This window comes from Brachybacterium sp. P6-10-X1 (assembly GCF_001969445.1).
In the GTDB taxonomy this organism is placed as follows: Bacteria; Actinomycetota; Actinomycetes; order Actinomycetales; family Dermabacteraceae; genus Brachybacterium.
Map to the genome: position 1 here is coordinate 918,845 of NZ_CP017297.1, position 13,864 is coordinate 932,708.

The 13,864-nt window shown below is 71.3% G+C and carries 14 protein-coding genes; 3 read left to right on the forward strand and 11 right to left on the reverse strand.

Translation table 11 applies throughout. The features are described 5' to 3' along the window. Window positions 1-5: 5 nt before the first annotated feature. The 5 genes from era to BH708_RS04220 form a co-directional block, all read right to left on the reverse strand. Entirely contained in the window at window positions 6-1,037 is a 1,032-nt protein-coding gene (gene era, locus BH708_RS04200) for a GTPase Era (protein WP_157235736.1), read from the reverse strand. Continuing rightward, on the reverse strand, window positions 1,030-2,367 hold the full coding sequence (locus BH708_RS04205; protein ID WP_076806870.1) for a hemolysin family protein: 1,338 nt from the start codon (window positions 2,365-2,367) through the stop codon (window positions 1,030-1,032). The genes era and BH708_RS04205 overlap by 8 nt, the downstream gene beginning before the upstream one ends. A 166-nt stretch (window positions 2,368-2,533) precedes the next feature. After that, on the reverse strand, window positions 2,534-2,995 hold the full coding sequence (gene ybeY, locus BH708_RS04210) for an rRNA maturation RNase YbeY (RefSeq protein ID WP_076806872.1): 462 nt from the start codon (window positions 2,993-2,995) through the stop codon (window positions 2,534-2,536). A gap of 120 nt (window positions 2,996-3,115) precedes the next feature. After that, window positions 3,116-4,162: a PhoH family protein gene (locus tag BH708_RS04215; protein WP_076806874.1), complete on the reverse strand. Its 1,047-nt coding sequence runs from the start codon at window positions 4,160-4,162 to the stop codon at window positions 3,116-3,118. Further along, the gene (locus BH708_RS04220; protein WP_076806875.1) at window positions 4,159-4,521 is read right to left on the reverse strand and encodes a histidine triad nucleotide-binding protein; all 363 of its coding nucleotides are present in this window, start codon (window positions 4,519-4,521) and stop codon (window positions 4,159-4,161) included. The genes BH708_RS04215 and BH708_RS04220 overlap by 4 nt, the downstream gene beginning before the upstream one ends. 77 nt (window positions 4,522-4,598) lie before the next feature. Here BH708_RS04220 and BH708_RS04225 point away from each other — a divergent pair, with 77 nt between their 5' ends. Further along, window positions 4,599-5,141 carry an NADPH-dependent FMN reductase gene (locus BH708_RS04225; protein ID WP_076806876.1) on the forward strand — a complete coding sequence of 181 codons (543 nt, stop codon included), beginning with the start codon at window positions 4,599-4,601 and terminating at the stop codon, window positions 5,139-5,141. A 484-nt stretch (window positions 5,142-5,625) separates the two neighbouring features. Here BH708_RS04225 and BH708_RS04230 read toward each other — a convergent pair whose 3' ends face one another. From BH708_RS04230 to hrcA, 6 genes are all read right to left on the reverse strand, one after another. Beyond that, entirely contained in the window at window positions 5,626-6,483 is an 858-nt protein-coding gene (locus BH708_RS04230; protein WP_083713266.1) for an ABC transporter permease, read from the reverse strand. Then, entirely contained in the window at window positions 6,476-7,303 is an 828-nt protein-coding gene (locus BH708_RS04235) for an ABC-2 family transporter protein (RefSeq protein ID WP_083713267.1), read from the reverse strand. The genes BH708_RS04230 and BH708_RS04235 overlap by 8 nt, the downstream gene beginning before the upstream one ends. Beyond that, complete coding sequence (locus tag BH708_RS04240; protein ID WP_076806878.1) at window positions 7,300-8,295, reverse strand: ATP-binding cassette domain-containing protein; 996 nt, start codon at window positions 8,293-8,295, stop codon at window positions 7,300-7,302. Before BH708_RS04240 ends, BH708_RS04235 begins: the two co-directional genes overlap by 4 nt. Window positions 8,296-8,580: 285 nt before the next feature. Continuing rightward, window positions 8,581-9,369 (reverse strand): 16S rRNA (uracil(1498)-N(3))-methyltransferase, encoded by a 789-nt coding sequence (locus tag BH708_RS04245; RefSeq protein ID WP_076806880.1) that lies wholly within the window; start codon window positions 9,367-9,369, stop codon window positions 8,581-8,583. Window positions 9,370-9,396: 27 nt separating this feature from the next. Next, entirely contained in the window at window positions 9,397-10,533 is a 1,137-nt protein-coding gene (gene dnaJ, locus BH708_RS04250) for a molecular chaperone DnaJ (RefSeq protein WP_076806882.1), read from the reverse strand. A 106-nt stretch (window positions 10,534-10,639) separates the two neighbouring features. Continuing rightward, window positions 10,640-11,650: a heat-inducible transcriptional repressor HrcA gene (hrcA, locus tag BH708_RS04255; protein ID WP_172805787.1), complete on the reverse strand. Its 1,011-nt coding sequence runs from the start codon at window positions 11,648-11,650 to the stop codon at window positions 10,640-10,642. A gap of 162 nt (window positions 11,651-11,812) precedes the next feature. Here hrcA and BH708_RS04260 point away from each other — a divergent pair, with 162 nt between their 5' ends. Both BH708_RS04260 and BH708_RS04265 read left to right on the forward strand, forming a co-directional pair. After that, window positions 11,813-12,709 carry a DUF3097 family protein gene (locus BH708_RS04260; RefSeq protein ID WP_157235739.1) on the forward strand — a complete coding sequence of 299 codons (897 nt, stop codon included), beginning with the start codon at window positions 11,813-11,815 and terminating at the stop codon, window positions 12,707-12,709. A 132-nt stretch (window positions 12,710-12,841) separates the two neighbouring features. Further along, window positions 12,842-13,828 (forward strand): DUF4870 domain-containing protein, encoded by a 987-nt coding sequence (locus BH708_RS04265; protein ID WP_076806888.1) that lies wholly within the window; start codon window positions 12,842-12,844, stop codon window positions 13,826-13,828. The last annotated feature ends 36 nt before the right edge of the window (window positions 13,829-13,864 follow it).

The following is a 13,864-nucleotide window of genomic DNA, read 5'->3' on the forward strand; positions in this document are numbered from 1 at the left end:
GAGGGTCAGAATCCCAGCCGTCCCAGCTGCTTGGGATCACGCTGCCACTCCTTGGCCACCTTGACGCGCAGGTCCAGATGCACCTTCCGGCCGATCAGCTGGTTGATCTCGGCACGGGCGCGAGAGCCGACCTCTTGCAGGCGGGATCCGCCCTTGCCGATGATGATGCCCTTCTGGCTGTCGCGCTCGACGTACAGGGTCGCGCGCACCACCAGGCGTCCCTCACCGGGGGCGACCTCGGCGAAGGGGTCCCCGTCGGGATCGGTCTCGACGACCTCCTCGACCACCACGGCGATCGAGTGGGGCAGCTCTTCGCGCACGCCCTCCAGGGCGGCCTCGCGAATCAGCTCCGAGATGCGGTCGTCCCGGGACTCCTCGGTGAGCTGGTCGTCCGGGTACAGCTGCGGGCTCTCGGGCAGGTGGCGAGCGACGACCTCGAGCAGCACGTCGACCTGCTCCCCGGTGACGGCCGAGATCGGAACGATCTCGTCGACGTCCAGCAGCTGGTCCACGGCCATCAGGTGCTCCGCCAGTCGGTCGCGGCCGACGAGGTCGGTCTTGGTGACGATGGCGACCACGCGCGGGCCGCGGCGGCCGCTGCGCATCTCGGCGAGGTCCTGGGCGATGAAGCGGTCGCCGGGCCCGATCTTCTGGTCGGCGGGCAAGCAGAATCCGACCACGTCGACCTCGGAGAGGGTCTCGCGCACCAGGTCGTTCAGCCGCTCCCCCAGCAGGGTGCGGGGGCGGTGAACGCCGGGTGTGTCGACCAGGATGATCTGCGAGTCCTCACCGCTGACGATCCCGCGGATCGCGCGGCGGGTGGTCTGCGGTTTGCTGGAGGTGATCGCGACCTTCTCCCCCACCAGCGCGTTGGTCAGCGTGGACTTTCCGACGTTGGGCCGGCCCACGAGGGCGACGAAGCCTGCGCGGTGCGCGGGGCGCGCGCCGGGCTCGTGAGCGTCCGTGTTCGGCTCAGCGGGGTCCGGCGCGGGGCGCGCGCCGGTGCCGTCGCCGGCGGGGGTGAGGGGTTCAGTCATCGGGGCTCTCCTGGTCGGCATCATGTGGCGGGGGCCCCGGCTCCGGAGCCCGGGAGACGATCACGGAGGACAGCCGGCGGCGGCGCCCCGAGGTCTTCTCGGCCTCGAGAACCAGGCCGTGCGTCTCGGCGCGGGAGCCGACGATCGGCACCTGGCCGATCGCCTTGCCCAGCAGGCCGCCGACGCTGTCGATGTCGTCGTCCTCGATCTCGAGGTCGAACAGTTCGCCGACCTCGGTGAGCCCGGCCCGGGCGGGTGCCCGGTAGCGGCCGCCGCCGAGGTCCTCGATCTCGGGCTCATCCGGGTCGTGCTCGTCGGCGATCTCGCCGACGATCTCCTCGAGGATGTCCTCGATGGTGACGATGCCCGAGACGCCCCCGTACTCGTCGACCACCACGCTGATGTGCACGTGGCTGGTCTGCATCTGGCGCAGCACCTCGTCGGCCGCGACGAACTCGGGCACGAAGCGCGCCGGGCGCATGATCTCGCCGACGGGTCGCTCGGGGCGCGGGTCCCAGGGCGAGTGGATCGCCTTCATGACGTCCTTGGCGTACAGCATGCCGCGCAGGTCGTCGACGGTCTCGCCGATCACGGGGATGCGGGAGAAGCCGGAGCGGACGAACAGCCGCATCGCCTTCTTCGCGGAGGCGTCGACGTCCAGGGCCACCATGTCGGTGCGGGGCACCATCAGCTCGCGGACCATCGTCTCGCGCAGGTCGAACACCCCTTGGATCATGTCCCGCTCCCCGTCCGCGACATGCTCGTCCTCGAGCGCTCGATCGACGTTCTGCCGCGCCTTCTCAGCTCCGTCCTCGGGGCTCTCGGAATTCCCGGGCCGGGAGGCGAGGTTCTCACCGACGCTGGTCAGCGCGCCGGCCGGCAGCCACAGGACGAATCGGGCGGCGGCCACCAGCCACCGGGTGGAGATCAGCACGGACTCGGGGCGGCCCCGGCCGATGGTGCGCGGGGAGATGGCCAGCACCACCAGCAGCAGCAGACCGGCCAGCACGATGGTGATGAGGAGCGGCGCGGCCCAGGCGCTGTCGGCGCCCAGCTGATCGAAGATCAGGAAGGTGATCGCGGCGACGGAGGCGATCGTGACGGCCTCGGCGAGCATGCGCCCCAGCGAGACCGAGGCGAGGGTGCGGGCGCCGTCGCCGTGCTGGTCCAGGACGCGGGCGCGGACCGGGCCGGGCTGATCGGCGACGGCCTTCTCGAGCGAGCCGCGGGAGACGGCCAGGTGGGCCGCGTCGACCGCGGTCAGCACGGCCGCGACCACCTGCCCCGCCAGACCCAGTGGGATCAGGACGAGCAGCGGGGCGGTCAGCATGGGCACCGCCGTGCTGCACAGGCCCCGTCCGAGACAGGGACGGGACCGGAATCAGGGGCAGTGCCGGCGACGGGGACGTTGCCGGCGACGGGGGCAGGGCCGGCGACAGGGGCAGAGCCGGAGTCGGCGGCCGGGGGAGGATGAGGTTCGTCGAGCATGGGGGCGATCAGCTCGACTCTCGCGAGGCGAGGAAGGTCAGCAGGAGCTTGCGCTGGAGGTCGAACATGACCGTGCGCTCGTCGTCCTCCATGTGGTCGTAGCCCAGCAGGTGGAGGATGGAGTGGCAGGTCAGCAGCAGCATCTCCTCGACCGCGCTGTGACCGGCCTCCGCCGCCTGCTTGGCGGCGACGCTCGGGCACAGCACCACGTCGCCGAGCAGCCCTTCGGGGGCCGGCTGCTCGGCCGAACCGGGCGTCAGCTCATCCATCGGGAAGCTCATCACATCGGTGGGACCGGGCAGATCCAGCCACTGCACGTGGAGCTTCTCCATCGCGTCCTCGTCGACGAAGAGGATCGACATCTCGGTGGCGGGGTGCAGATGCATCGCCTCGAAGACGAAGCGTGCGCACTCGACGAACTCGTTCTCGTCGACGACGGCGGTGGTCTCGTTGCGGATCTCGATGGTCATGGTGCGGTGCTCAGCTCTCGGCGCTCAGTTCTCGGTGCTTCGTTCTCGGTGCTCTGTCATGCAGGTCGGGTCGTCAGGGTCGGGGCTCAGGACTCCCGTCCCGGGACCGCGGGCCACCGCTCACGTCCCCGAGGCGGGGCGGTGCCGGACGTCGCGATGGCCGCCGGGATCGATCTCCCAGCGCCCGTAGGCCTCGACGATGTCGCTGACGAGTCGGTGGCGGACCACGTCGCGGGAGGAGAGGCGGCAGAAGGAGATGTCGTCGATCCCGCCGAGCACCTGCTCGACCACCCGCAGCCCGCTCTTCTGGGAGCCGGGCAGGTCGACCTGGGTGACGTCGCCGGTGACGACCATCGTCGAGTTGAAGCCCAGCCGGGTCAGGAACATCTTCATCTGCTCCGGAGTGGTGTTCTGGGCCTCGTCCAGGATGATGAAGGCGTCGTTCAGGGTGCGTCCGCGCATGTACGCCAGGGGGGCGACCTCGATGGTGCCGGCGTTCATCAGGCGCGGGATCGACTCGGGGTCGAGCATGTCATGCAGCGCGTCCAGCAACGGGCGCAGATAGGGGTCGATCTTCTCGTTCAGCGATCCGGGCAGGAAGCCCAGCCGCTCCCCCGCCTCCACCGCCGGACGGGTGAGGATGATCCGGTTGACCTGCTTGCTCAGCAGCTGCTGCACGGCCAATGCGACCGCCAGGTACGTCTTGCCGGTGCCGGCCGGACCGATCCCGAAGGTGACGGTCGAAGATTCGACGGCCTCGATGTACTTCTGCTGGCCCAGCGTCTTGGGCCGGATGCTGCGGCCCCGCGAGGACAGCACCGTGCGCGAGAGCACCTGCTCGAGCTTCTGGCCCGAGCCGCGGTCGTCCCCGTAGAGGTTCGCGGCGCGCTGGACCGCCTCGGCCGTCACGGCCTGGCCCGTACCGGCCAGGTCGATCAGGCTGCGCATGATGTGCTCGCTGCGCCGCAGGGCGTCCTCGGTGCCGCGCAGGGTCACCTGGTGGCCGCGCACATGAACGTCCGTGTCGGGGACGGCGTCCTCGAGAGCGGCCAGCGCCTGATCGTTCTCGCCGAGCACCTGGAAGGGGCTGAGATGCTCGGGGATCGCCAGCGTCCGTTCGTGCGCCTGCGGGGCGCGGCCCGGGGCCGGGGTGAGCGGGTCGGTCACATCTCTCCTTCTGCGAGCTTGCCGCCCGCGAGGACGTGCGCGTGCACGTGGAAGACGGACTGGCCGGCGCTGGCGCCGGTGTTGAAGATCAATCGGAAGTCGCCGCTCGCCTGGTCAGCAGCGATCTTCCCGGCAACGGTGGCGACGTGGGCGAGCAGTTCGGGCTGCTCTGCGAGCTCCCGGACGTCGCGGCGGTGCTCACGCGGAACCACGAGGACGTGGACCGGCGCCTTCGGATTCAGATCCTTGAAGGCGATGACCTCCTCGTCCTCGTACACACGATCGGACGGGATCTCGCCCGCGAGGATCTTGCAGAAGACGCAGTCCGGGTCATGGTGTTCGGTGGCGGTCTCAGGCATGTCCCGAAGTCTACGGGAGCGACTCATCGCACAGCCGTTTTGGGATGCCCGCGACTGTATGAGAAGTTTAAATCATCATGACGAAGCTCGGAATCATCATCAGCAGCGCCCGCCCCAACCGCGTCGGGGAGAAGGTGGCCCGCTGGGTCGCCGAATCCGCCGGGGATCGGTTCGACCTGGACTTCATCGACCTGCGCGACGTCGCCCTGCCTTCCTTCGACGAGCCGACGAGCCCGAAGTCCGGCGCGGACAAGACCACCGCCCACGGTCGGAGCTGGGGCGAGCGGATCGGCGCGCTCGACGCCGTGGTGATCCTCACCCCGCAGTACAACGGCTCCTACACCGGTGCGCTGAAGAACGCGATCGACTTCCTGTACTCCGAATGGAACGGTCTGCCCACCGTGCTGGTCGGCTACGGGTGGGGCGCCGCACAGGAGGTGCTGCCGCTGCTCGAGAAGCTGATGCTGCGCCTGGATGCCGACATCGTCGGCACGGTGGGCCTCGGCTTCCGCGAGGACCTCTCGGTCGACGGCGAGCTGTTCATCACCGAGCAGAAGGCCGCAGCCCTGGAGACCGCGCTCCTCGCGATCGAGTCGAAGGTCCCCGCCCCCATCGCCTGACGTTCGATCGATCCGAGAGTCTCATCCCTCTCCCCCACGCCTTCCGGCCCCGTCGTCGCCCCTGCGTCGGCGGGGCCTCGTCGTCGGCCTGCACGGGATGGGGCCCCGTCGTCGGCCTGCACCGGGGCCTCGTCCTCGGTTCCCCCGCCGCCCATCCCACGGCGCGCCGCAGACTCACGCCCGTTCCACGGATCCGCACCACCCACGGGACGCATCGGTGGAACCGACGAGCGGGCACCGGGCGCGCCCCGCGACGGCCTCCGCGGCCCAACCCACGGCACGCCGCAAGCTCACGCCCGTTCCACGGATCCGCACCACCCACAGGACACATCGGTGGAACCGACGAGCGGGCACCGGGCGCGCCCCGCGACGGCCTCCGCGGCCCAACCCACGGCGCGCCGCAGACTCACGCCCGTTCCACGGATCCGCACCACCCACGGGACGCATCGGTGGAACCGACGAGCGGGCACCGGGCGCGCCGCGATCAGTGCCCGGGGCTCGCGTAGAACCGTGAGAGGTACCGGAACACCGCCACCCCGGCGCCGAGGATCAGCGGCCCGGCCAGTGGCGAGCCGAGCGCGAGCCAGAGCGGCACCACCAGCTCATCCGCGTGGCCCAGCACGATCGTCGCCGGGAGGTAGGCCATGAACGCCAGCGGCAGCAGGAAGGTCAGCAGGTAGGTCCCCGCGGTGCCGAAGATCGTCATGGGGTACGCGCCGAAGTCCGTCAGCACACGGTCGATGGTGTCCTTGACGCGGGTGGTCGGCCCCATCCGGAAGTCCAGCCCGGAGATGCCGATCTGCAGCCCGGCCTCGACGAGTCCTCCCCCGATCGCGGCGGCCGCGATGTACGCCACGATCCAGAGCGACCAGTCGATGCCGAGCTGGGAAGCGGCGACGCCGAGGATCGCCAGGCCGAGGACGAGGTCCCCGAGCGTTCCCGGGTTGAAGAACCGGGTCAGCAGCTGCATCAACGGCGGCGCCGGGCGCAGGAGGTAGCGGTCCCAGTGCCCGTCGCGCACCACGTTCGCACTGGCCCGGTGCTGGCCGAAGTTGATGGTGCACACGCCGTGCGCGGTCAGTCGCAGCCCGTACAGGAAGGCCACGTCGTACACCTCCCAGCCCGCGATGGTGCCGAAGGCTCCCAGCAGCACCCCGATGAAGGCCAGTTGGGTCCCCTGCAGCGCCGCGCTGCCCAGGAAGGTGAGGATCAGGTTCACGCGGTGGACCCGCATGCTGCGCCAGGTCGCCCCGAGCAGGATCGTGTAGGTGCGCCAGGCCGGGATCGGCCGGGCGAGCGAGCCGCGGCGGATCGGCGCGGCGCCGACGGATGCCTCAGCCACCGAAGATCACCAACCGTCGGATGGCACGTCGCCACACCAGGGCGGCCAGGGCGATGAGCACGAGGATCCAGACCGCCTGGATCCCGATCGCCTGGACGGTGTGCCATCCGGGGTCGCGATCCACGTAGATCGACAGCGGCACGAAGATCTGCGCGGAGAACGGCAGCAGGGTGAGGATGCCGGTGAGCCAGTCGGGCATGAACCACAGCGGGATCAGCGCCCCGGAGGAGAACTGCGCGAGCATCCGGTAGATCAGGAACGCGCCGCCCACCTCGAGGGTCCAGAACCCCACCAGGCCGACCGTGAAGTTCACCAGCAGGGCGATGACGAATCCCAAGGACAGCGAGACCAGGCAGGCCAGGCCCGAGAGCCAGGATCCCGGCAGGGCGATCGCCCCGAGCGCCAGGCCCACGACGAGGGCGATGGCAGCCGCAGGCAGCTGGCCGACGGTCCCGCCGACCTGGCGGGCCAGGGCCAGCGGGACGGCGGAGATCGGCCGCATCACGTCGAAGGCGATGGCCCCGGTGCGCAGCCGGCCCAGCATGGAGTCGAACATGAACGGCTGGAAGACGGTGGTGGTCAGCACGCCGAGGACGGCGTAGGTGATGGCATCGACCTGGGCGACGCCGGCGACGTCGGTGCGGTCGCCGTAGACCGCGCTCCACACCAGGTGCACGAGGATCACCTGCAGCACGCAGCCGACGATCCCGGTCCAGGTGGACGCGCGGAAGGCGAACTGGGCGCGCGCGGCGTGGGCGATCGAGGCCCGGATCCCCCCGACCAGCAGGCGGTCCTGGCCGACGGGCGCTGCGAGGCTCACGCCCGCACACCCCGCTCGGTGTAGATCCGGCGGATCACATCCTCCACGTTCGGCTCGCGGGAGGAGAGGTCCGTGATCTCCAGGCTGCCCGTGAGGCGCCCGATCGCCGCCGGGGCCGGGATCCGGGCGGGGTCGAAGCGGAAGGTGGCCCGCATCTCGTCGCCGGCGGGGACCAGGCGGGTCAGCGTCAGCCCCGGCACCTCGAGGTCCTCGGAGAGGGTCGGGGCGCTCACCACGATCTCGCGGAAGGGGGCGTAGCGGGCGCGCAGGCTCTCCAGGTCGCCGTCGTAGAGGATCCGTCCCTCGTCGATGATGACCACCCGCTGGGCCAGCTGCTCGACATCGGCGATGTCGTGGGTGGTCAGCAGCACGGTCGTGCCCTCGGTGCGATTCTGCTCGGCGATGAAGTCGCGGATGCGCGCCTTGGCGACGACGTCCAGGCCGACGGTGGGTTCGTCGAGGTAGAGCACCGGGGGCCGGTACAGCATCGCGGCGACGAGATCCCCGCGCATCCGCTGCCCCAGCGACAGCGACCGCACCGCGGTGTCGAGGAACGAGCCCATCTCCAGCAGGTCCACGAAGGTCTCCAGAGAGCGCCGGTACTCGGCCGGGCCCATCCCGTAGAGCCTCGCGATCAGCTCGAAGGACTCCCGCAGCGGCAGGTCGGTCCACAGCTGGGTGCGCTGGCCGAAGACGGCGCCGACGCTGCGCGCATTCGCCCGGCGGTGCTTCCACGGCACGATCCCCTCGACCTCGATGTGTCCGGAGGTCGGCACGAGGATGCCGGTGAGCATCTTGATGGTGGTGGACTTCCCGGCGCCGTTGGGACCGAGGTAGCCGACGATCTCGCCGTCGTCGATGCGCAGCGAGATGTCGTCGACCGCACGGGTGGTCACGGTCCGGGTGCTGAGGAAGGAGCGCACCCCGGAGAAGCGGCCCTGCACTCGCTGCGGCCGCGTGAACTCCTTGACCAGGTTCTCGGCGAGGATCATCGATGCCCGCCCCTCGTCCCCCGAGGTGCCGAGACGTCGGGTTCCAGGACGTCGGGCAGCAGGGCGTCCGGGCTCATGGTGATCGACCCTACACAGCGGTGTGCCCCGGCTCACCCGCTTTTCACGGATCCGATGGGAGCAGATCACAGCGGGTGGCCGGTGGGAGGAGGTGCGGCGGCCCTGCCGGTCGGCGAGGCGGCAGCCCCGCTCGCTGGTGCAGCCCCGGTCGCTGGTGGAGCATCGGCTGCTGGAGGAGCATCGGCCCCAGCGGCCGGTCGAACCCGCTCAGCCCCAGCGGCCGACGAGGCTGCTGAGCACCGCGATCGCGGCGGGGCCCGCGGTCGAGGAGCGCAGCACCTCGGGGCCCAGCAGCACGGAGAGCGCCCCGGCCCCGCGGAGGGCGTCGAGCTCGTCGGGGTCGATCCCGCCCTCGGGGCCGACGATCACCACGATCTCCTCGATCCCGTTCTCGCTGGCCGCCTGCAGCTGCTCGGCGAGGCTCATCAGGCTCACTGATTCCTGCTCGTGCAGGACCAGCACGAGGGTCCGGTCGGCGGCGAGCTCCCCGAGGACGTCGGTGAGCTGGGCGGTCGTCACCGGGGCGTCGACCGCGGGGATCCCGGGGCGGCGGCACTGCTTGACGGCGGCCCGCACCGTGCCCGCCCAGCGGGCCCGGCCCTTGGCGAGCTTCTCCCCCCGCCAGATCGAGACGGAACGGCGCGCGATCCAGGGCACGACCCGGTCGACGCCGAGCTCGGTGGCGGATTCGATCGCCTGCTCGTCGCGGCCGCCGGTGGCCAGGGCCTGGACCAGGCTCAAGCGCGGCAGGCGCTCGACGCCCGGGCTCGGGTCCTCCAGCAGAGCCAGCTCGAGGGCCTCCTTGCGGGCGGTGGTGACCTCCGCGAGCACCTGGCGCCCCGGGGCGTCGGTGAGCAGGACCTGCTCCCCCACGCCGATGCGGGCGACCTTGGCGGCGTGCCGTCCCTCCTCCCCGTCCAGGGTCAGGACCTCGCCCTCGCGCGCGGTCGCGAGCGTGTCGTCGAGGATCAGGAACCCGGGCGGGGTGGAGGGCATGTCAGGGCTACTGCCGTCGTCGGTCGCTCAGAGGTCGCGCAGGCGATCGCGGAGCTTGGAGAAGGGGCCGTGGCCCTTGCGGCGGGTGGTCTCGTCCCCGCGCAGCGCGGCGAACTGCTCGAGCAGCTCACGCTCCTGCTCGCTGAGCGTGGTGGGCACGTCGATGTCGAGGACGACGCGGATGTCGCCGCGCCGCTCTCGGCGCAGCGGGGTCACGCCGAGGCCCTTGAGGGTGATCTCGTCGCCGGGCTGGGCGCCGGGCCTGACGTCGATGTCCTGGTTGCCGTCGAAGGTCTCCAGCGGGATCGTCGCGCCGAGGGCGGCGGAGGTCATCGGGACCGACATCGTGGTCACGAGGTCCTCGCCGTCGCGGTCGAACATCTCATGGTCGGTGACCGCGAGCTCGATGAACAGGTCGCCGGAGGGGCCGCCGGCCTCGCCGACCTCGCCCTGGCCGCGCAGCTGGATGCGGGTGCCGTTCTCGACCCCGGAGGGGACCTTCACGGTGACGGTGCGCTCGGCCGGGGTGCGGCCGTGCCCGGAGCAGCCGGTGCAGGGGCTCTCGATGACGTCGCCGTGACCCTCGCAGGTGGGGCACGGGGCCATGGTCACCATCTGGCCCAGCAGCGACTGGGCGACGCGCTGGACGTGGCCGGAGCCGTTGCAGGCGGTGCAGCGGGTGGGGCTGGTGCCCGGCTCGCAGCAGGAGCCGTCGCAGCGCTCGCACTGTTCGGCGGTCCGGAAAGTGACCTCCTCCTCGGTGCCGAAGACCACGTCGCGCAGGTCGATCTTCACCCGTCGCAGCACGTCGCCGCCGCGGCGCTGGCGGGGCACCGGGCCCTGGCCGCGTCCCCCACGCATCCCGGCGGCGCCGGCGAACATGTCGAAGATGTCGTTGACGTCGAAGCCGGCGCCTCCGCCGAAGCCCCCGAAGCCGCCACCGCCGCCCATGCCCGGGCCGCCGCCCATGTCGTACTGGCGGCGCTTGTCGGAGTGGGAGAGGGTCTCGTAGGCCTGGGAGACCTTCTTGAACTTCTCCGCCGCCTCCGGGTCGGGGTTCACATCGGGGTGCAGCGTCCGGGCGAGCTTCCGGTACGCCTTCTTGATCTCCTCGGTGGAGGCGTCGCGGGAGACGCCGAGGAGCTCGTAGTAGTCGTCGTTCACGGTGAGGATTCCTTACCGGGGAGTCGGGGTGGCCGGGCCGCGGCGTGCGGCAGCAGGCACCGGGCGGTGGGGCTGGCAGGTCGACACGCATCCGCGCGCCGGGAGGTCATTCGAGGTAGCGGGACACGTAGCGGGCGATGGCCTGGACGGTCGAGATGCCGGCGACGTAGTCCATACGGCTGGGGCCGAGGATCGCCAGATGCGATCCTGCACCATATCCCGCGCCGACGAGCGCGGCCTGATGCAGGGCGCGATCGTGCAGCTCGGACCCGATCCGCACCTCGACCGCTCCCGGCGAGGCGTGCATCTCGGTGAACAGGCGCATCAGCACCAGCTGCTCCTCGAGCACGTCCAGCAGAGGCTCCACGTCGCGCGCGAAGTCCTCGGCGGAGCGGGCGATGTTGGCGGTCCCGGCCAGCACGATCCGATCCTCCGCCCGCGTCGCCGCCAGGGACACGAGCGCATCGGTCACTTCCCGGGCCGAGGGGCGCTCCGCCGCCGGGAGCGTCTCGAGCAGGTCGGCCAGGGGCACGGCGAGGTCGGTGACCTCTCGGCCGGAGAGGGCCCGATTGAGCTGGTCGCGCAGGTCGAGGTAGGACTCGGCGGGCCGAGCCGCGAGCACCGGGACCGTGCGCTGGTCGACCCGACCGGACTCCGTGATCAGCACGACCAGGAGCAGCGAATCGGCGACCTTGACCAGCTCGACGTGGCGGACGCGCGCCTGGCGTCGGGCCGGGTACTGCACCATCGCGACCTGCTGGGTGAGCTGCGCCATCAGGCGCACGGTGCGGCCGAGGAGCTCCTCGACGTCACCGGAGTCCTCCAACAGGGTGCGGATCGCGCTGCGCTCGGGGGCCGACAGCGGCTTGACGGTCGCGACGTGGTCGACGAAGGCGCGGTACCCCTTGTCGGTGGGCACACGACCGGCGGAGGTGTGGGGCTGATGGATCAGCCCCTCCTCCTCGAGCAGCGACATGTCGTTGCGCACCGTGGCGGCGGAGACCCCGAGCTCGTGACGATCCAGCAGGGACTTGGAGCCGACGGGCTCACGGGTGGAGACGTAGTCCTCGACGATCGCGCCGAGGATCTGCAGCTTCCGGGCGTCCGTGTGCCTCACCTCCTGCATGCCGTGCGTTCTGCGTTCCGTGCGTTCCTGTCATCGGGGGCCGACGGGCGTGACCAGCGTCGCGAGGACCAGATCTGGCACCTGCCCGTGCCGAGTGCCAATCCTACGCGCCCCCGGCGATGCGCGCGGGGAGGCGTTCGCCACGGGGGTAAGGTGTCGCGCGTGCCTGCAGCATCCGATCGCTTCCCCGACCGGTACGGCCCTGACGTGCTGTCCTCCGGTCCGCCCGCCCATCATCGTCGTCGCCCCGTCGCCCGCGAGGTCCCCGCCCGGCGCGACCTCGTCGTCGAGGAGGCCTCCACCGGATTCACCGGCGCCATCACCCGTGTGGAGAAGATCGCCGGCGAACACGTCGTCGAGCTCGAGGACGGCCGCAGCGCGCGCCGCACCTTCCCGCTCGGCCCGGGCTTCATGATCGACGGGAAGCCGGTGCTGCTCACGCGGCCGGCCCCTCGTGCGCAGGCCCCGGCGCGCAAGCGCTCCGCGAGCGGCTCGGTCTTCGTCGAGGGGGCGAGGGCCCGCACCGCCCGCGCCTCGAGGATCTGGGTCGAGGGCACGCACGACGCCGAGCTGGTGCAGAAGGTGTGGGGGCACGACCTGCGTATCGAGGGGATCGTGGTCGAGCAGCTCGAGGGCGCGGACAACCTCGTCGAGCGCGTCCAGGCCTTCGGCCCGTCGGCCGGTCGACGCCTCGGCATCCTGGTGGACCACCTGGTGCCCGGGTCGAAGGAGTCCCGGATCGCGGCCGAGGTGATGAAGCTGCCCGGCGCCCGCGGGAACGTCGAGGTGCTCGGCCACCCCTACGTCGACGTCTGGCAGGCGGTGCGCCCGGCCCGCGTGGGGCTGCGGGAGTGGCCGCACATCCCCAAGGGGACCGACATCAAGGTCGGCTCCCTCGCAGCGCTGGGCTGGCCGCACGAGGACACGGCCGACATCGGCATCGGCTGGCAGCGGATCCTGTCGACCGTCCGCTCCTACGCCGACGTCGAGCCCTCGCTGTCGGGGCGCATCGAGGAGCTCATCGACTTCGTGACGGTCGATCCCTCCTGACGAGCAGGGCCTGGGGGCCATCCCCCATCCGACATGGCGGCCCGCCCCGGAGACGACGGGGACCGCGCTGGTTAGGCTGAGGGAGTCAGTCCGACGTCGGCCCTCCCGGCCGGCCCGTTCGAAGAAGGAACCATGAGCCAGACTCCGCACCCGCACGACCCGTACGGTACCGAGCCCGGCAGCGCCGCCCCCGAGCAGCAGAGCCCGGGCTGGACCGCTGCGCCCCAGGACGCCGCCGCGCCGCAGGGCGACGGCGCGCAGCACGACGTCCCGGAGCATGAGCTGGGCAGCCCGACCTCTGATCCGGCGCTGCACCCGCACGATCCCTACGCCTACGACGACAGCATGCGGCCGGGCCCCGCGGCCGAAGGCACCTCCGCCCCCTCCCCGTCGGCCGGTCAGGATCCCCACGGCACCCCCGCCGGCGGGACCCCGGGCGCCCAGGGCCAGGCCGGCCCGCAGAGCCCCTACGCAGCGCCCGGTCAACCGGGTCAGCAGGCCGGACCCGGCACGACCGGCGACTCGCAGGGCACCGACGACCCGCTGGGCATCGACGACCCCCAGGACGCGTACGACGCGCCGGGGGCGCCCGGTCCGCAGGGCACGTACGGCCCCCAGGGCACGTACGGCCCGCAGGGTTCCTACGGCGGCGGGCCCGAGGGGTACGCCGCTCCCGGCGCTGTCGACCTGAACACTCCCCCGCCCGGTTTCAAGGGCATCTACGACGGCCCGCTGTCCGGGCAGGGGATGAATGACTCCGACGCGAAGACCTGGGCGCTCGTGGTGCATCTGGCCGCGCTGCTGCAGTTCGTCATCCCGTTCATCGGCGGCCTCATCGCCCAGATCGTGCTGTTCGTGGTGTTCAAGGACCGTCACCGCTTCGTGCGCTACAACGCCGCCGAGGCGCTGAACGGCACCATCGCCGCGCTGGTCGTCTCCCTCGCGATGGGCGTGCTGTTCACGATCATCACGATCCTCACTCTCGGCATCGGGGCCGTGCTCTTCGGGCTCATGTTCGTGCCGACGGTGGTCCAGGCGATCTTCGCGATCATCGGTGCCATCAAGGCCTACCAGGGCGAGTGGTGGAACTACCCGGCAAACCTGCGCCTGTTCCGCTGATGTCCACGGCCTGCGGGCCATGCCCCGGCGCCCCCG